General features: G+C 32.8%; 21 protein-coding genes and 1 riboswitch. Of the genes, 12 read left to right on the top strand and 9 right to left on the bottom strand.

Annotated elements, in window-relative coordinates:
* Window position 1 precedes the first annotated feature (1 nt).
* Window positions 2-856, top strand: a complete 855-nt coding sequence (locus HM990_RS01310; protein ID WP_178987204.1) for an OmpA/MotB family protein — start codon at window positions 2-4, stop codon at window positions 854-856.
* A 275-nt stretch (window positions 857-1,131) separates the two neighbouring features.
* On the opposite strand, the gene HM990_RS01305 is transcribed toward HM990_RS01310, so the two are convergent.
* Together HM990_RS01305 and HM990_RS01300 are read right to left on the bottom strand one after the other, a co-directional pair.
* The gene (locus HM990_RS01305) at window positions 1,132-2,928 is read right to left on the bottom strand and encodes a ribonucleoside-diphosphate reductase subunit alpha (protein WP_178987203.1); all 1,797 of its coding nucleotides are present in this window, start codon (window positions 2,926-2,928) and stop codon (window positions 1,132-1,134) included.
* 3 nt (window positions 2,929-2,931) lie between these two features.
* Window positions 2,932-4,206 (bottom strand): ribonucleotide-diphosphate reductase subunit beta, encoded by a 1,275-nt coding sequence (locus HM990_RS01300; RefSeq protein WP_178987202.1) that lies wholly within the window; start codon window positions 4,204-4,206, stop codon window positions 2,932-2,934.
* 825 nt (window positions 4,207-5,031) lie between these two features.
* Here HM990_RS01300 and HM990_RS01295 point away from each other — a divergent pair.
* Both HM990_RS01295 and HM990_RS01290 read left to right on the top strand, forming a co-directional pair.
* A complete protein-coding gene (locus HM990_RS01295) occupies window positions 5,032-5,766 on the top strand; it encodes a LytR/AlgR family response regulator transcription factor (RefSeq protein ID WP_178987201.1) in 735 nt (244 codons plus the stop codon).
* Window positions 5,767-5,769: 3 nt separating this feature from the next.
* Complete coding sequence (locus tag HM990_RS01290) at window positions 5,770-7,749, top strand: tetratricopeptide repeat protein (RefSeq protein ID WP_178987200.1); 1,980 nt, start codon at window positions 5,770-5,772, stop codon at window positions 7,747-7,749.
* On the opposite strand, the gene HM990_RS01285 is transcribed toward HM990_RS01290, so the two are convergent.
* Together HM990_RS01285 and HM990_RS01280 are read right to left on the bottom strand one after the other, a co-directional pair.
* The gene (locus tag HM990_RS01285; protein ID WP_178987199.1) at window positions 7,723-8,439 is read right to left on the bottom strand and encodes a DUF4412 domain-containing protein; all 717 of its coding nucleotides are present in this window, start codon (window positions 8,437-8,439) and stop codon (window positions 7,723-7,725) included. The genes HM990_RS01290 and HM990_RS01285 overlap by 27 nt on opposite strands.
* Before the next feature lie 159 nt (window positions 8,440-8,598).
* Window positions 8,599-9,168: a DUF3109 family protein gene (locus HM990_RS01280; RefSeq protein WP_178987198.1), complete on the bottom strand. Its 570-nt coding sequence runs from the start codon at window positions 9,166-9,168 to the stop codon at window positions 8,599-8,601.
* Between the two features lie 256 nt (window positions 9,169-9,424).
* On the opposite strand from HM990_RS01280, the gene HM990_RS01275 reads away from it, so the two are divergent.
* Both HM990_RS01275 and HM990_RS01270 read left to right on the top strand, forming a co-directional pair.
* Window positions 9,425-10,006, top strand: a complete 582-nt coding sequence (locus HM990_RS01275; RefSeq protein ID WP_178987197.1) for a MarC family protein — start codon at window positions 9,425-9,427, stop codon at window positions 10,004-10,006.
* Window positions 10,007-10,018: 12 nt separating this feature from the next.
* Window positions 10,019-10,225, top strand: coding sequence for a hypothetical protein (locus HM990_RS01270; RefSeq protein WP_178987196.1), 207 nt, complete (start codon window positions 10,019-10,021; stop codon window positions 10,223-10,225).
* Between the two features lie 56 nt (window positions 10,226-10,281).
* Here HM990_RS01270 and HM990_RS01265 read toward each other — a convergent pair whose 3' ends face one another.
* Entirely contained in the window at window positions 10,282-10,752 is a 471-nt protein-coding gene (locus HM990_RS01265) for a DUF6252 family protein (protein WP_178987195.1), read from the bottom strand.
* Window positions 10,753-10,899: 147 nt separating this feature from the next.
* Here HM990_RS01265 and HM990_RS01260 point away from each other — a divergent pair, with 147 nt between their 5' ends.
* Genes HM990_RS01260 through HM990_RS01240 form a run of 5 tightly spaced genes read left to right on the top strand, consistent with a single transcriptional unit; the run spans window position 10,900 to window position 15,472 of the window.
* The gene (locus tag HM990_RS01260; protein ID WP_178987194.1) at window positions 10,900-11,439 is read left to right on the top strand and encodes an RNA polymerase sigma factor; all 540 of its coding nucleotides are present in this window, start codon (window positions 10,900-10,902) and stop codon (window positions 11,437-11,439) included.
* A 1-nt stretch (window position 11,440) separates the two neighbouring features.
* Window positions 11,441-12,148 (top strand): hypothetical protein, encoded by a 708-nt coding sequence (locus HM990_RS01255; protein ID WP_178987193.1) that lies wholly within the window; start codon window positions 11,441-11,443, stop codon window positions 12,146-12,148.
* Between the two features lie 51 nt (window positions 12,149-12,199).
* A complete protein-coding gene (locus HM990_RS01250) occupies window positions 12,200-13,132 on the top strand; it encodes a hypothetical protein (protein ID WP_178987192.1) in 933 nt (310 codons plus the stop codon).
* A gap of 37 nt (window positions 13,133-13,169) precedes the next feature.
* On the top strand, window positions 13,170-13,829 hold the full coding sequence (locus HM990_RS01245) for a hypothetical protein (RefSeq protein WP_178987191.1): 660 nt from the start codon (window positions 13,170-13,172) through the stop codon (window positions 13,827-13,829).
* A 20-nt stretch (window positions 13,830-13,849) separates the two neighbouring features.
* Window positions 13,850-15,472, top strand: coding sequence for a T9SS type A sorting domain-containing protein (locus tag HM990_RS01240; protein ID WP_178987190.1), 1,623 nt, complete (start codon window positions 13,850-13,852; stop codon window positions 15,470-15,472).
* A 32-nt stretch (window positions 15,473-15,504) separates the two neighbouring features.
* Here HM990_RS01240 and HM990_RS01235 read toward each other — a convergent pair whose 3' ends face one another.
* Window positions 15,505-18,441, bottom strand: coding sequence for a CHAT domain-containing protein (locus HM990_RS01235; RefSeq protein WP_178987189.1), 2,937 nt, complete (start codon window positions 18,439-18,441; stop codon window positions 15,505-15,507).
* A 229-nt stretch (window positions 18,442-18,670) separates the two neighbouring features.
* Here HM990_RS01235 and HM990_RS01230 point away from each other — a divergent pair, with 229 nt between their 5' ends.
* Window positions 18,671-19,276: an FAD-dependent oxidoreductase gene (locus HM990_RS01230; RefSeq protein WP_178987188.1), complete on the top strand. Its 606-nt coding sequence runs from the start codon at window positions 18,671-18,673 to the stop codon at window positions 19,274-19,276.
* Window positions 19,277-19,279: 3 nt separating this feature from the next.
* On the opposite strand, the gene HM990_RS01225 is transcribed toward HM990_RS01230, so the two are convergent.
* From HM990_RS01225 to HM990_RS01215, 3 genes are all read right to left on the bottom strand, one after another.
* Entirely contained in the window at window positions 19,280-20,887 is a 1,608-nt protein-coding gene (locus HM990_RS01225) for a S41 family peptidase (protein WP_178987187.1), read from the bottom strand.
* A 25-nt stretch (window positions 20,888-20,912) separates the two neighbouring features.
* Window positions 20,913-21,341, bottom strand: a complete 429-nt coding sequence (locus tag HM990_RS01220; protein ID WP_178987186.1) for a deoxycytidylate deaminase — start codon at window positions 21,339-21,341, stop codon at window positions 20,913-20,915.
* A gap of 96 nt (window positions 21,342-21,437) precedes the next feature.
* Window positions 21,438-22,034 carry a HupE/UreJ family protein gene (locus tag HM990_RS01215; RefSeq protein ID WP_178987185.1) on the bottom strand — a complete coding sequence of 199 codons (597 nt, stop codon included), beginning with the start codon at window positions 22,032-22,034 and terminating at the stop codon, window positions 21,438-21,440.
* 136 nt (window positions 22,035-22,170) lie between these two features.
* Window positions 22,171-22,294, top strand: a riboswitch (SAM riboswitch).
* A gap of 95 nt (window positions 22,295-22,389) precedes the next feature.
* Between HM990_RS01215 and HM990_RS01210 the strand changes: the two genes are divergently transcribed.
* The gene (locus tag HM990_RS01210; RefSeq protein ID WP_178987184.1) at window positions 22,390-23,559 is read left to right on the top strand and encodes a trans-sulfuration enzyme family protein; all 1,170 of its coding nucleotides are present in this window, start codon (window positions 22,390-22,392) and stop codon (window positions 23,557-23,559) included.
* Window positions 23,560-23,605 lie beyond the last annotated feature (46 nt).

Here is a 23,605-nt window from a genome sequence, read left to right as displayed (position 1 = left end):
AATGAAGAAAATTTCAATCCTATTAGTAACAGCAGTTCTAATAAGTTCTTGTGTGTCTAAGAAAAAATACGTGGCTTTAGAGCAACAACATGGTGAAACTGTAAGTGAGCTTACGAAAACAAGAGTAGAAAAAGAAGAGTTAGAAAATAAATTCGCCGTTATAGAAGCGCGCGTCAATGAATACAATTCTAAAATTCAATCTTTAAACCAAGACGTCGAAGGCCTAACTATAGAAAACAAGGCCAAATTTCAAGTTTCAGAAGACGGCACTGTAGCCTCTGGGGCTAGTAAGGAAAACATGCGTGCGACTTTACAAAACGTTGATCCTGAAAAATTAGCAAACGCAAAAACGTTGAAAGATTCTATGAATTTAGCTGTTCAGTACAATTTGAACAAAGCTATAAACACGAGTGATCTTAATGAAGATGAAGATATCGTTGTAGACATTAACGAAACGGTTGTTATGATTTCTATTGATGACGATATGCTATTTAGCACAGCAAGCTATAGAGTTGGAAACAAAGCTGATAAAATATTAAAAAAATTGGCTGACGTTATTAATTCAGAGCCGAGCTTGGACGTTATGGTAGAAGGCCATACAGATTCTAGAAGTATTAATACTGAAAAGATTTCTGACAACTGGGAATTGAGCGTATTACGTGCGACTTCAGTAGTGAAAAAATTACAAAATCAATTTAACGTTGCACCAGAGCAATTAATAGCTTCTGGACGTAGTAGCTACCAGCCTTTAGTAGAGAATGACTCTTGGGAGAATCGTGCTAAGAACAGAAGAACACGTATTATTTTAATGCCAAATATTGATAAGTTCTTTGCAATGATGGAAGCACCAGAATAAGACTTTATGTAAATCACAAATCTATCTAAACTTAACAAAAAAAGCATCCTCCCGTAGAATTCGGCATTGGGTGCTTTTTTTTATGCTTGGTCCTGAAAATTTAAATTAGTCCTATTTAAAAAAAGGTATTGCACAATCGATCAAGTATTGATCATGCCAAAATCTAACAAATAAAAAAGCATCCATTTCTTAGGTGAAATAGATGCTTTTTTTTTAAAATCTTAGTTCGAATATACTAAAATCAAAATTTATAAGTTTCCTGTGCGCATAGGATTTTAACCCTCACAACTCGCACATTCCTTCTTCTGCTTAAACTTCTGTGCAGCGTTCATACTGTGCTGGTAGTACAACGATTTTACACCTAATTGCCACGCTGTAACATAAATTTTATTGATGTCTTTAACTGGCATATCTGGATGCACCATGATATTTAATGACTGCGCTTGATCAATATGGTTTTGTCTATTCGCCGCTTGATAAATAATGGTCATTTGATCGATTTCAGAATAGGTTTTAAACACATCCTTTTCATGATCTGTAAGACCTTCTAAGTGTTGAACTGAACCATCATAATCTCTAATGCTTTTCCAAACATCACTTGTGTTCATTCCTTTGTCTTCTAAAAGGGCTGTTAAAAACGGATTCTTAATCGTTGTTTTTATTTTTGCAATATCTTTCACATAACTGTTGGACCAAATTGGCTCAATACCTTGTGATACTTGTCCTAAAATAAAAGCTGACGACGTTGTTGGTGCCACAGCATTTAAGGTAGTATTACGTCTTCCGTAACCTTTTAATACTTCTGGCTCTCCGAATAATTTTGCTAATTCCTCTGAAGCCTTAACCGATTTATCCTTTATGGTTTTAAATATTTCACTATTCAGATCAAATGCTTCCTTACTATCAAAACTTACCATTTTAGATTGCAATAAAGAGTGCCATCCTAAGGCGCCTAAACCTAAAGCTCTATTTTCTTTAGCGAAGTTATAGGCTTTCTCCATAAACATGAAGGTTTGTCTATCATCACGATCTGCAGAATCTCTATAAACTTCAAGTTTCGTGATAAATTCTTCCAAAACCGCATCAAGGAAATACACCATAGTTTCAACAGCGTCGGTATCTTTCCACTTATCGTAATGCAATAAGTTGATGGATGACAACACACATACAAACGACCATTTTTCGTTGGTAGGCAACATAATTTCAGAACATAAATTACTGGCGTAAATTTCATGTTTGTTTTCTCTATATACTTCTGGTGCGTTATTGTTGGCATTATCCCTAAAGAAAATATATGGATAGCCTATTTCACCTCTACGTTGTAAAACTTTTGCCCAAATGGCTCTTTTATCAGCATCACCATCAATCATTTCTTGCATCCATTCATTACCAACGGTAACACCATGTGTTAACTCTTGAATTGGATTCCCTTCTGTCCCTATTTCTAAAAACTCATGAATATCATTGTGCTCAATTGGTAAATATGGAGAGAAACGACCACGACGTACCGAACCTTGACTTACCACATCAACCATCTTTTCGAACAATTGCATAATATGTACAGCTCCGGAAGATTCTCCATTGTTCTTTACTGGTGCTCCTCTATGACGAAGTTTACCAAAGTACCCAGAAGTTCCGCCACCTAATTTAGACATCATTCCAACTTCTGATTGTGTATATAGGATATCTCCCATATCATCAGAAATGTGAGACCCAAAACAACTAATAGGTAAACCACGTTTTTTTCCAAAGTTAGACCAAACAGGCGAAGCTAATGAAAAATAGCCTTCTGCCATATAGCCATAAAACTTATCAGCAAAACCATCTATTCCCAATATTTTTTCGGCATTATTGGCAATTTCCCTGATGCGTTCTTCAGGCGTAGTATCATCTGTAAGATATCCAGAGGCTAAAAATTGACGACTATGCTCCGTTAACCACTTAATTTCTGGTTCTGACTGGGCTTCTTTTATAGCTTCTTTTCTGGCTTTAATTAATTCATCGTGTTGGGATGTTTTTGAGGTTTCTAAATTTTGTTTTTGTTCAAGGTTGGGATTAATGTAGTCGTTCATAATTTAAAATAAGTCGTCGCTGGTTATACTTTTTGTTCTTTTGCTATAATTAATGGAACGTTTCACAAAGAAATCTCCATGTTTTGTTCCTATGATTTCGTCATCAAACCATTCGGTCTGTTCTAATAAGGTATCGTTGACCTCAAATACTTTATCGATACCGATGCTTTCCAATGAATTATTGAATCTGTTTTTTATAAATTCATTGATCACATCCTTAGGTAAGAAATCCAATTCTCCAGCTTCAAAAATCCAATCGATAAGCTTACTTTCCGATTTAAAAGCTTCCTCACATAATTCCTTAACCAACAAGCTGTGCTCCTCATCGAACCAGGTTGGGTTTTCTTCCTTTATAATTCTAATAACATCAATTCCAAAATCGCCATGGATTTGTTCTTCTTTCGAGGTTGCTTCAACCACATTAGAAACACCTTTCAGCATATTCTTGTGCTTGTTGAATGCCATGATGATTAAAAACTGGGAGAATAAAGACACATGCTCAATAAAAAGCGAAAACAATAAAATAGATTCTGCGTACTCTTTGTTATCCTCACTTTTAGCGTTTTTTAAAGCAGTTTCCAAATAATGAACACGTCTCATTATTACCGGCTTTTTCTTTAAGTGCTTAAATTCATTATTAAGACCTAGAATTTCCAACAAATGCGAGTAAGCATCATGATGACGCACTTCACTTTCTGCGAATGTTGCGCCAACAGACCCTATTTCTGGTTTAGGCATTTTATGGTAAATATCTCCCCAAAATGATTTTACGGCCACTTCAATTTGCGAAATCGCAAGCATGGTATTTTTAATGGCATTCTGCTCTACAACGGTCAATCTTGTTTTAAAATCCTGAATATCACTTGTAAAATTAAATTCAGAATGGATCCAGTACGAATGTCTAATGGCATCCACATATTCATTAAGTTGAGGATACTCGTAAGGTTTTAGGTTAATTCGCTTTTCAAAAATGTTTGTTTTTCTGCTTCTTGCTTGTTCGTCTCTATATAAGATGTAGGCTTTTGCGACACCATGGAAAGAACTTTCCATTAATTTTTCCTCTACAAGATCCTGCACTTCTTCTACAGTAGGCAGATATTTATGATCCTTTCCTTTTCTTTCCAATAAGGTCTGTAAAACGTTTACGGAGATTGTATTGGCATCTTCCTTAGTTCCATTTCCTACAGAAAGCATTGCTTTTTCAATGGCGTTAGAAATTTTATTTAAAATAAAGGGACTGGTTTCATAATCTCTTTTAATAATCTGCGTAATCTCCATAGGTTTTTAATTTTAAGACTAAAAAGTCATTAGAACGATGCTAAACCATCCTAAGGTTTTATTAATAAATGCGTAAATCGTGTTATATTTTTTTTCCTAAACAGGAATAAAAAGTCGAAATTATTAAAATTGATCTCGAATATTTTTTTGAATCAAAAAACAAAAAATTCAATTTTATTTTGCCTCCAACAAAGATTGAAAAACATAGAGTAAAAAGAAAGACAATGTTATAAACATTGTCAACAAGTTTTTAACAAATCCTTGTAACACCCATGAAACGGTTAGTTTTACGAAAATGAGTTTAAACACCTCATTTACAGTTACTTAAGATCTATTTTTGAAAATATTTTATGTAGGCTTTGTCTTGTTAAAACAAAGGTCAGCAAGCGTTTTTATTGAAGATTTTAAATGTAGCGTTGGCTTTCTTGTAAAACAAAAAAGAGCGTTTACAAAACGCTCTTTTTTCCCTAATAACTAACTAAAATTAATAATAAGTAGCCTAAAAAATTACTTATTACAAATTAACACTGAAATGAAAAGTTAGAATTTTATAAAATCCTAAACTTTGCTGATTAATAGCAATTGACCAAAAAGCAAACCCCCAATTTGCATTGTTTTTTTGGTTTATTTCTATACTCAAATATCCATATAAAATACTTGATTCCAATATGGTATTGTATAATTGGTTATAAAAAGTGTATAATTGGAAATTTTGTTTTACAAATTATTTTTTTTGCCTTCTATACACAAAACCATGCATTGTACACATATTTGAGCCCAAAATATTTATTATATACATATATTTATATTCCTTAATTAATAAGCATGTTAAAAGCAGTAATTGTTGACGATGAGCCAAAAGCCATCCAAAGTCTCATTTGGGAGCTTAGCAATTTTAGTCAAGAAATAGAAGTAATGGCTTCATTTTCCAACCCAGATGATGCTTTAAAATTTCTAAATTCCAATACACCAGATTGCCTGTTCTTGGATGTTCAAATGCCAACCATTGGCGGTTTTCAATTTTTAGAGCAATTAAATAACACTGATTTTGCAGTTGTAATTACGACTGCTTATGATGAGTATGCCATTAAAGCCCTAAAACACGAAGCCATAGATTATCTCTTAAAGCCTATAGATTCAGACGATTTAAAGGATAGTATAGCTAAAATTAAGAAATTCAGTGAACGTACGGTTAACTCACAGAAACTGGAACGCATGCTTACCAACTTTAATTCGCAATTCGACAAAAAGAAGATTACCATTAATACTGATGGAAAGCTACTTTTCCTTGATGTAGACGATATTGTCTATATTGAATCTGATGGGAATTACAGCACACTCTTTTTACAAAATCATAAAAAAATTGTTGTGACCAAAAAATTGAAAGAAGTTGATGCCATTTTACCCGAGCATTACTTTTTTAGAATTCATAATTCGTATATCATAAATCTTAATAAAATAAAAGCCTTCATAAAAAACGAAGGATATGTTATTATGGATAGCGATCAAAAAATCCCAGTCGCAAGGCAACGTAAATCAGATTTTTTAGAAAAATTATAGTTGATGAGCCATTTATTATCACATAAACTACTATGCACTTGCATCATCCTTTTTTTTTATGCTTCTACCAACTATGCACAAACATCTAATTTTGAAAACACCCTAAACTATATTGAAGTAAACCAACCGAAGCAATACACTATAATCGACTCTGTAATCAAACCTTTTGAACGTGATAGTTTAAAGATGAAACGCTTACTCGAGCTCTCAAAAGACCGCAATTATTATGAAGGTGCTTGTTTTGCTCTAAATGCAATGGGTGTTACAAATAGAAATATTTCTAACTATAACCAGTCTATAAAACTTCATCAAAAAGCAAAAGAGTACGCCGAAAAAGCCCAAAATGATGAATTAAAAATTATTAGCCTTAATATGCTTGGTGTTGCTTACAGACGTATGGACGTCGTTAAACCTGCATTAGATTATCATACAGAAGCACTGAAATCTGCCTATTCGATTATTAATCCCTCAAAAACTATAAAGCATAGCATTGCCGTTTCTCAAAATAGTATTGGTAATATTTATTTGGCCTTAAAACAATATGATTTAGCCATCATTCAATTTAATAAATCGCTTAAAATTGAAAAAGAGGCTGATAACAAACTAGGGTTAGCTATTAATTATCATAATATTGGTTATGCGGAAGAAGCCAAAGGTAATTTAAATGTTGCGTTGTCCAATTATGAAAAATCCTTGGAATATAACAATGCAATCAACTCCGAAATTGGTCGTGTAATTTGCTATAACAGTATCGGTGGAATTTATCTCAAGCAAGAACGATATAAGGAAGCTGAACCTATTATAAAAGAAGCACTCGAAAAAGCATTGAACATAGACGATCAGTTCTATATTGCCTCGTCTTATATCAATCTGGGACAATTAGAGCTTGAAATGAACCAGCTCTCTTCAGCTGAAAAAAATTTAAAAAAAGCGCTCAACATAGCCAATTCTTATAATTTAAAATCCTCTGTAACTGAATCTAATAAATTGTTGTCTGAAGTTAACCAGAAAAATAAAAAATTCAAAGCCGCCTTAGAGTATTACAAAGAAGCTGTAGAGATTGAAAACACCATTCTAACCGAGCAAAATCTACAATATGTAAACGATATTGCCATTGAATATGAAAACGAAAATAAGAACAATCAAATAAAGGCACTGGCTCTAGAAAACGAAACCGTACGATTACGATTAGAGCGAAATAAGAAAATTTTACTTTATACCTCTTTACTCCTAGTGGCTTTGGGTATAGCCCTTTTTATACTTAATAGAACAAAAGCATTGAGACGTGATAAGCACATTTTGACCTTGGAACAAGATATGCTGCGAAGCCAGATGAATCCCCATTTTATATTTAACTCGTTAAACTCCATAAAACTCTACATTATTAACAACGACAAGACCAATGCCGTTTATTACCTGAATAAGTTTTCGAAATTAATACGTAAGATTTTAATGGCCTCCCAAGAAAAAGAAACGTCGCTTAGTGACGAACTTGAAACCATGAAGCTTTACATGAATATCGAAAACATTCGTTTTTCCAACGAAATTGATTTCAATGTCACTGTAGATCCAGCCATAAATACCGAAGTCACCAAAATTCCATCCATGGTGCTTCAACCGTTTTTAGAGAACTCACTTTGGCATGGTTTATCTTCAAAAGCTGAAAACAAAAAAATAGACCTAAAAGTCAGCAAAAATTCACCACACTTTATAACTGTTGAAATTACAGATAATGGTATAGGCAGATTAGCTTCCCGAAAAATAAACGATCAAAAGAAATTAAAACGTAATTCAGTTGGTATAGACATTACCAAAGCTCGCTTGGCAAATTTTTCAGAGGCATTTGAGAATTCTTATTCCTTGGATATTGAAGATTTGTACGAGAACGGCAGACCATGCGGCACCAAAATAACCTTGCAGATCCCTACCACTAAACTAAAACCTAAGATGCATAGTTTAGCCACCAAAAGCCCCCATCATTGAACCGTATTTGCTGGTATCTATAGAAAAATCTGTCTTTTCTAAATCGGTACATAGCATGGTCATATTATTTTTAGATTTCTTTTTATCTTCATATATCATTTCCATCATTAAACCATTCTCTGCATATTTTTCTAACCAACCCGTATCAAAACCTTTAGGAAGATTTTTTGTATTGCTACCAAACATTTGATTGAAACTTACATCTACATCATCGGTAATATAGAACGTGATTTTTTGATCGTCATTTTCACTCACATAACCTTCGCATTCATATCCATTGATGGTTTTTGAGTCAATTTGAGTGAATGTATGGTCAGGCATATTATCAGTGTCAGTTCCATATTTTGAAGTGTTAAATGATGTTTTCTGAACTACCTTTTTACCCATCATATCCATGAACATCGCTGTCAGGCCTAATTCTGAATCCATGACCATAAATACTTTGGTGCCATTATTTCCCTTAGCCATTTCCGAAGTATCAAACCCAAAATATTTTGAGTCTTTATTGAGGTAGTAGTCAAAGGTCATATTGCCTTTCTTATGTGTCATTTTGAGTTTGTAGAGGTAATCGAAATCGTAAGTTGCTGGAAGCTTATCCTTAGTTTCTTTTTCGTTTTGTGCCATTGTTGTATGAAGCACTAAGCAACAAACTATTACTGCTATGCTTTTTAAAACGTTTAAAGTTTTCATGAGAGAAGAATTATAGATTATTAATCCTTCAATATACAAAATTATAACCTAATTATCAACTCATTACATATCATAGAGAATGGTTTCGTGTTGTTAAAAATTGTATATTTCGCTATAGATCATAGCTATTTACTAGACTTTTGCACGCGGTATCAAAATTCAAATACTATGGTTCTCTGCTACTTTTTCCAACTCAGCATACCAATCTTCACCAAATTTTCTAATCAGTGCTTCCTTTACAAACTTATAAATTGGTACTTGTAATTCTTTGCCCAAAGCACAGGCATCATCACAGATCTCCCATTTGTCGTAGTTTACACCAGAAAACTCAGTGTATTCTTTCACTCTTATCGGATATAAGTGACAAGATACTGGTTTTTTCCAAGATATCTCTCCTTGGTTATAGGCTTCTTCTATGCCGCAAAGTGCAGTTTTTTTCTCATCAAAAATGACATACGCACAATCTGCTCCGTTGATTAAGGGTGTTTCTAAATCCCCAAAATCTGTTGTTATCGATGTACCTTGAGCTTCAATAGCCGCTATACCTTCTTTACGAAGAAATGGCTTTACTTTAGGATATATATCCTCTAGAATTTGCACCTCATCTTTATCCAAAGGTGCACCAGCATCGCCATCAATGCAACAAGCACCTTTACAAGCCGATAGGTTACAAACAAAATCTTTTTCTATAATGTCTTCTGAGACTATGGTTTTTCCGAGTTGAAACATAATGCAAAAATAAAACTAAAAAGTTATAAGTGCAGTTAAAGTTTTTAAGTACTTAATGGCTTAGGCTAACAACAAAAAATTGTCAATAAACTAAACTATTAAAGTTATCAGTAATTTAATATTGTAAATCATTAATAATATCGCACCTTTGCAAAAAATTTCAGGAGGTTATTGATTTTTTAACCTATAACTAAATGATAACTAAATACTTATAATCATTTTTTAAAGATTACCCTAAATTTAAAAACACTAAAAAATGGAATTAAATTTTAAAGAAATATTTACAGCCTTTATGGTGCTCTTTGCCGTCATTGATATTATCGGGAATATTCCGATAATTATGGATTTACGTAAAAAAGTCGGGCATATACAAAGTGAAAAAGCGTCTATTATAGCTGGTATAATTATGATTATCTTTCTTTTTGTTGGAAAAAGTTTATTAAATCTCATTGGCATTGATGTCAACTCATTTGCGGTAGCTGGTGCTTTTGTTATCTTTTTTATTGCCTTGGAAATGGTTTTGGGTGTTACGCTTTATAAGGACGATGAACACGATGCTTTGACGGCTTCGGTTTTTCCGTTGGCATTTCCACTTATGGCAGGACCAGGAAGTTTAACCACTTTATTATCTTTACGTGCCGAATTCGCCATTGAAAATATTATTGTTGCTGTTATTTGTAATGTGATTGTCATTTATATTGTGTTAAAAACCTCAGCAAAAATTGAACATGTTATTGGCGCAAACGGAATAAAAATAATAAGAAAAGTTTTTGGCGTAATTTTGTTAGCCATAGCCGTAAAACTATTTGCTCATAATATTAAAGAATTATTGGCATAAAAAATTTGAAATATGAAGATCTTCACGCTTATTTTATCCATAATCGCTATTGCACTCATCATTTTTAATGCGACTAAATTAAATTTTGAAGCCCTACTTGAAGGCGAAAGTCAAACCGCAATCATTACAATTGTAGCTGCGCTTTGTGCACTTATACTTTTACAAATTCTTAGGATTTCTAAGAAGATTGAAAAACTTTCTAAAAAAAATAGAGCCTAATACCAACTAACTCAAAATAGTGGTAATTAGGCTCATTACGCTTAAAACAGCTTTACTTAATTTAAACTGTAAGTCACTTCAAAAGTCCCATCAGTAAAAGTATAAGTCGTACCTCCTGTAAGTATTGGATCTCCAACAAAGTTAAAAGTACCAGATACTTTTTGAGTCTCTGTATTATGAGCTGTAATTGTAATGCTGCCACTACTCGACAGAGCACTATCACCATTACTAGCGTCGTAGCTAGCCACAAACTGTGTGTCTGCAATGGTAAACGTATCTCCCGCTTCTGCACTGATAGGAAAATTAATAACCACATTATCACCATTAGACTCGCTACCACTTATTGTAATAGTAGAGCCTATTACTGTAATTAATCCGTTAACAAACTGCGGATTATAATCTGTTCCATTGATTTTCACAGAAAACAAATTATTATTAGAAGGTTCCGAAGGAGAATCGTCATCTCCACCGCATGATGTTGCTAAGAACGCAAATGCCATAAATAAAATTGTTTGTAATACTTTCATTTTTAAAATAGGTTTTAAATTAATAGTTCTTCCATTTATGACATGTAATTAAAAAGGTAAACATCATAAAGCACAATTATTTAAAAATATTTTCATTACAATTGTTTTTTCTAACTTTGAGTTTACTTTTTAGTCTCTAATGCATTAATGAATAAAGAACCTACACTAGAAGATCTTTTAAAGGATAAGGATAATGCCTTTGAACTTCTTTATAAAAACTATAAAGATGATTTTATAGCTTTTGGTAGAAAGTTCTCATTAAAGGACAATGAAATCGTAGATATTTACCAAGACAGTTTTTTAAGTCTTTATGAAAATTTATTGAATGGAAAAATAACAGCATTTACAAGTAGTATAAAAACTTACTTATTTAGTATTGGCAAGTTTAAAATTTATGAGCACCTCAGAGCACATTCTAAATTAAATATTATTGATGCACCCATTAATGAAGAGATTACTCTTGAGGATTTAACTTTAGAAAATGAAGTATTATCTGAGCGAGAACAGCTCGTAAAAGCAAATTTTAAAAAACTAGGCAAACAATGCCAGCGCATTTTAGAACTTTTTTATTTTAAAGGAAATACCTTAACAGACATTAAAGAGATTGAGAACTATGATAAAACAGATGTTGTAAAAAGCCTAAAATCGAGATGTTTAAAAAAACTAAAACAACTCGTAAATGCATAATATGAAAAACGAAGAATTAATAGCACTTTATTTTGGTGGTAAACTCAATGCCAATCAAAAAACCTTGTTTGATAAATTAATGTCAACAGATGCTGAATTCAGAGCACAGGTTGAATTTGAAAAACAAACAAAAACAGCTATTATTTCAATAAAAAAAGATGATCTAAAACGAAAGCTTCAACAACTAGAAGCTCCCAAAAAACGTTTTAATTATTATACAATAGTCATTGCAGCCTCATTAATTATAGCCCTGGGCATCTTTAGTCTACTTCAACCAACAGAGACTGTTTCAAATGAGCAATTATTTGCTGAATATTTTCAACCTTATACTAATGTTATAGCACCAGCCTCTCGTGGTGATGAACACACTAATACCAAAACAGAAGCTTTTGCTTATTACGATGCACATAATTATAAAGTAGCATCAGAGAAGTTTCATACCTTATTTAATACAACGAACACATCTTATTATCTATTTTATGAGGCCATCTGCGAACTACAATTAGGTAATACACAAATAGCTATTAATTTATTTGAACAACATAAAGGCTTCGAGGATAAATTAGCAACTCATCGCAATTGGTATTTGGCTTTAGCGTATTTAAAAAGCGACAATATCATAGACGCTAAAGTTATACTACAGACTATTACAGCCAAAAAGTCCTATAAATACAAGGCTGCAGATGCCATTCTTAAAAAAATAAAATAAACAGGTTTACCTTTTTATAAAGTTGACATTAATAGGAAAACAAATTCTATTATGGAACAATTTATTTTAAAGAAAACTATTTTATACCTTTTAATTATTCTAGTAGCTTTTAATTGTAGTAGCGATGATGACGGTAAATTAGAAGAATCTGAATCCAAAGTTAAACTTAAAAAATTCACTAGTATCACCAGTGGATTTATAAACACCTCAGAAACAAGTGAAATATATTATTTAAACAATGGAAAGCCTCAAGCCATATTAGATCCTTATGGTAATGTACTCTCTGTTATTTATCAAGGTGACAAACTTTTCAAGTTTGCAAATAACACCTACACTTTTGATACCGAGAATCGTTTAAAAACGATAACCAATTTAGATTATGGTATTTGCACACTTCATTACAATAGTCAAAATCTATTAATAAGGCAAGAGATTGTTGCACCTAACTCAATAGGTAGCACAGAAGAATTACATATTACTAGAGACTTATCATATAATGATAATAATCAAATCACTGAAATATTAGAAACTGAAACTAATAATTATAGAATAGACAAATATGTATTAGAATACAACAATGATGAACAGTTAACCAATTATGAAATTTTTGTTTCTGAACAAAGTAACACACCTTTAGAATTAATTGAAGAAGTAGAAATCACCTATGATTCTTCAAGAAATCCCTTAGTACCAATTTATAACAATCTGGATTTAAATAATTCTATTTCCATGATTACTCTAAAAGAACTAGCACCATCGTTTTTGTCTAATACTGCCTTTGGACACTACGAAGGTTTTAAAATCAATTACGTACCTCAAAACAATATTTTAAGCACCATTGTTTCTTCGCCGTTTAACGAAGCGTTGAGTGAAAATTATTCTTACAATTTAATAGATGATTACCCTAGCTCTTCAGAAGTCAATATATCTGGCGGTTTTTTTTCTTATTCAGCTGAGATCCTTTGGGAATATACTACAGATTGAAGCCAACTCTTTTTTTTATTAATCAATACAACCAACAATGAAAACAATTTTATTTAAATCAAAATTAATACGCTTATTTATAGCTTTTTTAATTTTCGCATCGTGCAGTAAAGATGATGAATCCTCAACGGTTGATATACCTACGGTAAATTATACTGCGACTAACTTTGATGCTACATTTTTTCAAACAGGTAACTCAACCGCACCTACTATAGATTGGAATGGAGACCAAGGTACATTTTCTCTATCAGCACCACTAGCAGGATTAAATATTGATAGCATCAACGGTATATTGAGCTGGGACAAAACGCTACCGATTGGCATTCACAATCTACAGGTTATAATAACAAATAGTGCAGGTCAAACCGTAAAGAATATCACTTTGAGTAATCCACTTCAAGGTGTTTTCACGGGTTTTATTATTAATGGCAATAGTGAGTACTTAGAAATGGAATTTTTCTCAGACGGTACAATAATAGTTAAATTAGAAGACTCTGGCAGTCCACCAACGGCATATGGCACATGGACTAAAAATAATACAACCATAATTGCAAACCTCACCAATCCGGAAAACGGGGTACAAGCATCATTTTCAGGCACTTTAACCATTGACACAACTGCTAAGTACACAGGTAATTTGTATAGCAATCCTAACTTAACAGATCCATTAGGTGTTTTTGAGGTGGTCCTACATTAAACAAATAAAATTAATTAAATATGAAATATTTATACATCATTATTACTTTCTCTGTGCTAAGTATGCAAAATACAAAAGCACAAACTGCAGATTATTTTTTAACAATTAATACTACAAGCGCAACCAATTTAACTATAGACACAGGTATTGAATTTAATGGTTACAGATATTTCAGTGCTACTAAAAACTTTACCGAAAGCACTATTTGGAAAACAAATGGAACTGAAATTGGCACATCTGATTTTATAAACTCTAATGATATTACTAGTGCTAGTCCAATATTTGTTTTCAATAATGAATTATACTACCATGCCTTTCAACTAGGAGAAACCCTAGTTTATAAAACAAATGGAGCTATCAAAACTCCGTTTCTTCAAGAAAACGCAGAATCTCCAGTCGTTGGTTTTGATACCAGAAGCGTTGCCATTTTAGACACCAACTTTGTATTTAGACATGGAACGATAACTAATGGTTATGAGTTATATATTAGTGATGGTACACCCAACAGCCCAATACTTCTAAAAGATATAAGACCAGGCGCTTCATCTAGCCAACCCAATTATTTCACAAAAGTTGGTGACGACAAAGTGGTATTTACAGCTAATGATGGCATCAACGGCATAGAACTTTGGGTTACAGATGGTACAAGCGCTGGTACACTGTTAGTAAAAGATATTAATACTTCAGGGGATTCTTTTATAAATGGACTAACCAGTTTTAATGGCAAAGCCTATTTTAGTTTAGAAAATGATATCTGGGAAACTGATGGTACCGAAGCAGGAACTGTAATATTTTTAAATCTTAGAATGGATAGTAATTCTGAATACCCATTTTATGAGTACAATAACGAACTTTATTTTACAGCTTACGACACCTCATTCAATTTTGTAGACCTTTGGAAAACCGATGGAACAGTTGCTGGAAGCACAATTTTAACCAGTGGACTAAACTATGCTGATGTATTTCAAAAAACAAATAATTACTTGTTTTTTGCTGCAAATACAGACGCAAACGGCTATGAGCTTTGGAGAACAAATGGCACACCCGGAGGCACGCTGTTAACTAGAGATATAAATCCAGGACCAGAAGACAGCTTGGTCGGCGAACCTTCATTAGGCAATGGTGGAAATTTATTGTTTTTTGAAGCTACTTTTTATGATGATGATCCTAATATAGAAGCCGCTTTAAGTGGAGAGTTGTGGTCATCTAATGGCACAGAAACTGGGACACTTCTTAATACAACAATAAACCCTTCAAGTGGACGAGGACAACCAGACCAATTTTTCAATACAAACGGCAAGCTCATTTTTCAGGCCAACGGAGATGGTAGTGGTGCGAGCAATTCAAATCAAGGTATTGACTTATGGATTACAAATGCTAACTTGTTGTCTATAGAAGAAAATGAATCATCTCTAACCAACTTTTTATTATACCCAAATCCAAGTTCAGATAGTATCTCCATTAAAGATTTAAATAATACAATTAACGAAATAGCCATTTTCTCTCTTGAGGGCAGAAAAGTTAAAACCATTACTTCTAATTTTCAAGCTATTTCCGTACAAGACCTATCTGCTGGCACTTATTTGGTATCTATAAAACTGAATGATGGAAAACACAGTACTTTAAAGTTTTTAAAACAGTAAAACTCAAACTTATAAAATTTCAGTTATGGCGATTATGACTTCAGTTTTAATCGCCTTTTTGCAATTATAGTAACAATTAAAATTAATACAAAAGTTACAATAATCCCATAAAGCCAATAATTAGTAGGAGAGACTATAGCCGATGTATCTCCAGTTAGTACAAAACCTGCCCAATAATAAGGATGTTTTAGGTTAGGATCATCAGTAATTTTTAAATAATCTAGTTTTGCATTTTTTAAAGCTTCGCTTTTTGTTTCTCCTTTTTTAAGATGCTTATAAAATGAGGTCATTATTTTCTCTGTAGCCTCATCTGGTGCACTCCATAAACTTGACAAAACAGAAGGCACTCCAGCTGCTGTAAAAGCAGTGTTCATAGACACTATGCCTTTTCCTGTTTTAAATTCTCCAACACCTGTATTACAAGCACTTAAAACCGCCATATCAGCATTTAAATTTAAACCATATAACTCTGAAATGTAAAGCTCATAGTCCTTGTCATTATCTGAAAAAACTAAACTACTCAGTTCAGCTTCTTGGTCGTTTATAAAGGAATGCATGGATAAATGCAAAATAGAATAGTCTTTCGATAGATTTTTAAAAGATTCTTTTGATGCTTTATCATTGATATACAAATCGCTATTTGCAAAAAGTTTAGAAATAGCTTTAACCTCATTTAATGTTCCTTCTAAATAATACGGTGTGCCACGCACAGCTAACTGCGCATTTGTTGGTGCAAATGACTTATACGAAGGAGCAAATAAAGCGATATTTTTTTTGCCATCTGATGTTTGTACAATACTGTTATTATTTATTAAGCTTAAAGCTGATGCATAACTTATCGTTGTATTTTCAACAAGATAGTACTTATTATGAGTCAACAATTCAAAGGGTAAATAGTGTAAAACATCATCTAAAATTAAATAGACCGTATCAGAGAAATTGAGAATAATCGTATCGCTCAAAAGTTTGTTAAATAAAATATCCGTGTTTTTAATTATAGTTTCAGGTGAAGAATCTGGTTTTTTTAAAAGCGCAACGGTTTCTTTTATTTTATCTTTTAAAATGTCATAATCTTTAATTTCATTGACAGTAATGTCTTTTGTAGTGTTAAATTCAATTCTAAATAGACTATTGTTGACCTGCTTATACTTAATAATGTAATTGTCTTTAATCTGTTCTAGAATATTTTCGGTGTTCACCAAGCCAGCCATTCTATTTGAGTTTTTCTTAAGCTGCTCATTAATCTTTTCTAGTTTTAAATTATCTTCAAAAATGAGTTGATTAATACTATCTATTGGCTTTTCAATATTTTGCTTTTTTAGATAAGTAATGTTGGCTCTTATTCTTTGCTCTTGGTTGATTAAGGTATCTATTTCAATGGCATGAGAATCTATTCTATTATTGATGAAGGTATTTAAAAGATGTTTAGACTCAATCGTTTCAGTAAATGTTATAAATTGATTTAATTTTGATGGACTCAATGCCTTGTTTGATGCTTTTGTATAGAAATAGTAGCAAACATCAGCGTAAAGTAAGTTAACTCTATCACTTAAAATCTCTTGTTTTAGATTGGCTTGAAACTGTTTTAATGCCAACCAATATAAATTTTCGGTTACTTGGTCATTTGGTGTTGCTTTAAGTTCTTTAGCGATATTCAAAAAACGCTGTGTATCACTCAAAACTGTTCCTGGATTGAAATCTTTATAAGCCAATGTTCTAATATCTGTAGCTTCGTTAGTATCATAATAGCGTATTAAGAACGTATTTATCCCTAAAAAAGCATCATCATACTTTTCGGATTTTATGTTCAAGACAATCCGTTTTTCAAGTGTTGTCTTTGCTATAAACAGTGGTAATCCTTTTGTTTCACTCAAGGTCTTTAAAATAGTCAGCGCTTTATCATATTCGTTTTTTTTCATGAATATATTAACATAATGCATATCGTATTCTTCTCGAATGAAATACAAATCCTCCGTTGGGAAAAATTTACTTCCTTGATTTAAGTAAATAAGGGCTTGTTCAATATTATCATTTTCATAGTATTCAACTAGATAAAGATGACTTAGACTAATTAAATCTTTGATGTTATCATTTAAAACTTTTGGTGTCGCTTGCTTTAACATTTCATTAAGGTGGTATAGCATTGATTTTTCATTACCCACCATTCTGTATTTCTCAATAAAATAGTTATGAAGTTTCATCTCTAGATTAATATTGCTTTTATCTAAACCTCCTTTTTTATATTCTTCAACATCTTCTTTATAAGCTCGAAATGCTTTTTTTAAATAATTTATAGACTGCTCAAAATTACCTTCTGAACTTTTAAAATCAGAAAGCCCCAGATACACACGTATCATATCATCTACGGCATGAGCGTTTTCATAAACATCTTGTGCTTTTTTTAAATATTCAATAAATTTTTTAGGATTATCGAGATATCTGTACCTATGAAGTTCAGACAAACTCATATAATTAAATCCAAGCATACTGGCATCTTCGATTTTTAAATCTTGACAATAAATTTCAGCTTTCTGAAACATTGCTACGGATTCATTTAACTTACCGATCTGCTTATATGTTGCACCCGCGTTTTGTAATGTTTCCAATAGCATCAACGAATCAATTGCAGAACTCTTGTAGTGATTTTCTAAAGATTGAGTTATAAAGTAATCACTGTCGTCAATATTATTAGTTTGACTTGAAGCTTTATATAATCGATTATATATTCTGTATAACCGATCTGGATTTGTACTAAATTTCTTTAATTCCTCAATTTGACTTTTCAAATTATTATAAGCCTCCTCCTTTAAATCTTTGTCTTCAATTATGGATTCGTTTTGAGAAATATTTCTTAATAACTCTAAATATGGGATAGTGTCTTTTGTTGTAACACTTGCAATTTCAACAGCCTTGTCTCTACAATCTAAAACCTGCCTAAATTGAGAGAGTAATGCTAATGAATCAGCCATCTTAGTATAATCCTCCCATGAATTTTGCGCAGACATTGAAATAATACTAGATAGTGTAACTATTAAAATACATATATGCTTCATAAATAATTATAGAATAATTAGCTAAATTTAAGATTTATAAGCCAAATGAACAATCTGCTATGGCTATTGAATAAAAAACAGGCACTTTTTACTAAGTAATTTCATGTCCGGCAATTAGCTTAATTTTGTTATAAAAATAATAAACATGTTTAATACATTAATTATTGGAGCTGGTGCAGCTGGCTTATCTTGTGCTTTGGTTTTAGGTTCTGCAAAAAACAAGCCTTTTGCGGAAGGTAAAACCATTGGCATTATTGCCCATCAAAAAACATCACATCTTCAAAATGCTTTATTTAATAATGTTTTAGGGTTACAACCTGGCACTTTGGGTTCTGATATTTTGGAGGATGGAAAAACACAACTAGCTAATCTTTATCCTCATATTTTTCAATTTGAAAAAGAAAAGGTAACTGCTATTGCAAAAGTTAGCGAAGGATTTATTGTAACCACTAATAAAAATAGATACCATTCTAAAATCGTCGTAATTGCTGTCGGATATACGAGTTTAATGACCATAAAAGGCTTGGAAAATTATATAGAGCCACACCCAAGGGCTACAATTGAAAAAGATAGAATTTGGTTGAAAAACAAAGATCATCTTATTGAAGAAAATCTTTATGTCGCTGGAACATTAGCGGGTTGGCGCAGTCAATTTTCAATGGCTTGTGGTAGCGGATCGCATGTGGCAACAGATATTTTAACGCTTTGGAATGATGGGAAACATACTAAAGTGCACGATAAGATTATATAAATCTTACTCCTTAAAACTAGGATATTCTGTACTTAAAAGAATCACTTCCTGTACCATAATATCTTCCTTATTTATAATTTCTTCAAAGGCATTATCGTCAAATAACTGAAGTGCAAGGGTTGCTTTTATCAGAAGCCTGATCTCATCATTATAGGCAACGAAAGTAATGTTGGTGCGTTCTTGCTTATTTATATAGTCCTGAAAACGTACAACGATATCTTCACTAACTTCAAAATTATTAATGAAATCGTATTTAGTGACATTCTCATAGATGCTTCTATTTTTATCTAATTCTTCAAACACAAAATAGCCAAAATGACCTCTTCGTCTTAAATAATTTATCGTTTCATTATCAAACAAGCGATCCACCGGCACAAAAACATCTGGAATGATGCCACCTCCTCCATAGACTACTTTTCCTTTTGGTGTTGTAAATTTTAAGGAATCATCTACCACTATACTTTCTTCATCTGCCAATTCCCCAGTTCTTAAACGTTTGTAATAATCATTGTAATAATTATCGCTATCACCATTGACATAAGGCCGTTGAATGGAACGACCTGTTGGTGTATAATATCTAGAAACCGTAAGTCGGACTGCGCTACCATCGCCTAATGCCATTTCGCGCTGCACCAATCCTTTGCCATAGGAACGTCTCCCGACTATAATACCTTTGTCATTATCCTGAAGTGCACCTGCAATAACTTCACTAGCCGATGCCGAATTTTCATTAATCAGAATATAAATTTCGCCTTCTTCGAAATCACCACGCCTTGTTGCATAAGTCCGTTCTTCCTTTCCCTTTTTATCTCTTGTAAATAAAATGAGCTTATCATCTTCTAAAAATTCGTCTGCAATTTGCTCTGCAATACCTAAAAATCCTCCAGGATTACCCCTTAAATCTAAAGCTAATTTTGTCGCTCCTAAATCTTTCAGTTCATCCAGAGCATCCTTAAATTCCATAAAAGTAGATTCCGCAAAACGGTTCATTTTAATGTATCCCAAATCGTCGGTTAACATATATGCAGCATCAACACTTTTAATCGGAATCTCTTTTCGCTTTACATCAAACTCCAATAATTCGTCTTCGCCTTTTCTAAAAACGGTCAGTTTTACGGTACTATTCTTTTTACCTCTGAGTTTTTTACCTAATAAATCGTTATCAATTTTGCGGCCATAAAGTGTATCTCCATCTGCATAGAGAATACGGTCACCACTCATAATTCCTGCACGTTCACTTGGACCTCCTTCTGTCGGTTTTACAACAGCAATACTATCTTTATAAGGATAGAAATTCACACCAATACCCACAAAATTACCTTTCATGTTTTCAGTAATTCGCTCTAAATCTTCCTTTGGAATGTATGATGAATGTGGATCGAGATTATTTAAAATTCCGTTAACCGTAACATCAACAATACTATCGGTATTTACATCTTCTACGTATTCGTAATCGATATAATCTATTAAACGGTTGAGTTTATCTTTTTTGCTGTTGGTAGAAAAAAGGTTGTCTGAAGTATCTGTAAAATTTAATCGTCCACCAATAATAACACCTGCTGCAATCGCAAGTCCTATAATTAGCGGTATGTATTTGTTTTTTGTTGCCATATTATTTCCCATGAAAATGGGAATCTCAATCTATATCTTCAATTAATTCTAATTCTATGCCTGCTCTTTCCAAAAATTGTAAACCAGAATCATCTTTATAACCTTGCTGATAGACTACTCTTACAATTCCTGCCTGATGAATTAATTTACTACATTCTTTACATGGTGACAGCGTAATATATAACGTCGCACCTCTACAAGATTGTGTTGAGGATGCTACTTTTAATATCGCATTAGCTTCAGCATGTAACACGTACCATTTGGTATAGCCTTCGTCATCCTCACAGTAATTCTCAAAACCTGTTGGTGTACCATTGTAGCCATCAGAAATTATCATTCTATCCTTTACAATAAGTGCGCCAACTTGTTTGCGTTTGCAATGGGATAATTTTCCCCATTCTTTGGCAATGCGTAGGTAAGCTTTATCGTAACGTAATTGTTTTGTGTGTGGCATTAATTCTTATTCTAATACAAATGTACTTAGTAGTAACGAATATAAACGCTTCGTATTTTATAACCAATTTACTAGCCGTTAAAGTTTTACCAAACTTTAGCTATTACTTAGCAAATCACTTCCTAAAATCATGGGAATAACTAAACCAATCACAATAGATGAACATACCATAACCCAATCGCGACGGGAAACTCTAAAAATCGTTTGGCATAGAAAACCAATAAACAAAACGATAAATACAATGATAACTTGGGCTATTTCAATACCTAGAGCAAATTCAATCAATAGTTCCAATTTATTTTGAGACTGACCGGCAAACATTTTAAATTCCCTCGCAAAACCCAACCCATGAACGAGCCCAAAAAACAAGGTTGCAAAAAACAACAGACCTACTTTATTACTATGCGTTTTTCTACTCGCCGTAAATAAATTATAAATAGCTGCCACTAAAATGGTAATTGGAATAAGAAACTCCACCAGTTTACTATTGACCGTTACAATACCGTAAGAGGCTAAAATTAAGGATAATGTATGCCCTAAAGTAAACATGGTAATGAGTAAAAGCACACGTTTCCATCCTTTAAAAACATAAGGCACAGCTAAAACCATTAGGAAAAGCACATGGTCGTAGCCGTTGATATCTAAAACATGGTTCATGCCATATTGAACATTAAACCAGAAATTATCTAACATAATTAATTCATTTGGGATGCTTCAAAGTTACGATTAAAAGACTATACGCCTCTGTTAAAATAAAGTGAATAAAATTTGCGTATTACTGATTTCTTTCGGAATATTGTACTTCACAAAGTTCAAATAAAGTATTGAAATGTTATCAAGAAAGGCAGAGGGATTAGACCCAATGAAGCCTTAGCAACCCTTAAACTTATTAAGAAGGTGCTAAATTCTACGTAATTACCGATTCATTTATCGTGTGATTAGATAGATAACCCAACGTAATTACGATCTGTAATTCAAATTCTTTTTAGCATTTTACTATAAACTATATCCTCAAGGATTTGGTATTTTGATTTGTTAAAAAATAGAAATGAGCTCAAAACACATTGAAACACAAGCCATACGAACGCAAATAGAACGTACGGAATTTTTAGAACATTCTAGTCCGTTATATCTAACGTCGAGTTATGTTTTTGAAGATGCTGAGGATATGCGCGCTTCTTTTGCAGATGAAAAAGAACGCAACATTTACAGTCGGTATTCCAATCCAAATACGTCCGAATTTGTAGAAAAAGTATGTTTAATGGAAGGTGCCGAACGTGGCTATGCCTTTGCTTCTGGGATGTCAGCAGTGTTTTCAACATTTGCGGCTTTATTGGATTCCGAAGACCATATCGTATCTTGTCGAAGTATTTTTGGCTCAACTCAAACCTTGTTCAATAATATTTTACCGAAGTGGCATATTTCTACTAGCTATTTCAAAATTGATGAATTAGATAACCTCGAAAGTCTCATTCAGCCCAACACCAAATGCATTTATGCAGAGAGCCCAACAAATCCAGCTGTTGATATTTTAGACTTAAAACGATTGGGCGACATCGCAAAAAAACACAATCTTTTATTTATAATTGACAATTGTTTTGCCACACCCTATTTACAACAGCCCATTAAATTTGGGGCTGACTTAGTGATTCATTCTGCAACGAAATTAATGGACGGCCAAGGACGGGTTTTAGGAGGTGTAACGGTTGGCTCAGCCGATTTAATTCAGAAAATCTATTTGTTTTCCAGAAATACTGGTCCTGCATTATCACCGTTTAATGCATGGGTGTTATCAAAAAGTTTGGAAACCTTACCCGTTAGAATCGATAGACATTGTGATAGTGCATTAAAAGTGGCCGAATTTTTAGAATCTCATGATAACGTGAATTTTGTAAAATATCCATTTTTAAAAACGCATCCACAATACGATTTAGCCAAACAACAAATGAAGTTAGGCGGAAGCATTGTGGCTTTTGAAGTTAAAGGAGGTATTGAAGCTGGTCGAAAATTTTTAAATTCTATAAAGCTGTTATCACTATCCGCAAATTTAGGCGATACCAGAAGTATAGTGACGCATCCAGCATCTACGACACACGCTAAAATACCAGAAGATGTGCGTTTAGAAACTGGAATTACTGGAGGATTGATCAGGGTTTCTGTTGGATTAGAACATCCTGAAGATATTATTAACGATTTAAAACAAGCCTTAGAAAAATGAAATTAAACTAAACATTTAAATGTTTGGATTGTCCTCTTGAGGTTAA

It is taken from the genome of Winogradskyella schleiferi, assembly GCF_013394655.1.
Lineage (GTDB): Bacteria > Bacteroidota > Bacteroidia > Flavobacteriales > Flavobacteriaceae > Winogradskyella > Winogradskyella schleiferi.
Note: the sequence above shows the minus strand (reverse complement) of the source record. Positions and strands in the feature narration are given on the sequence as shown.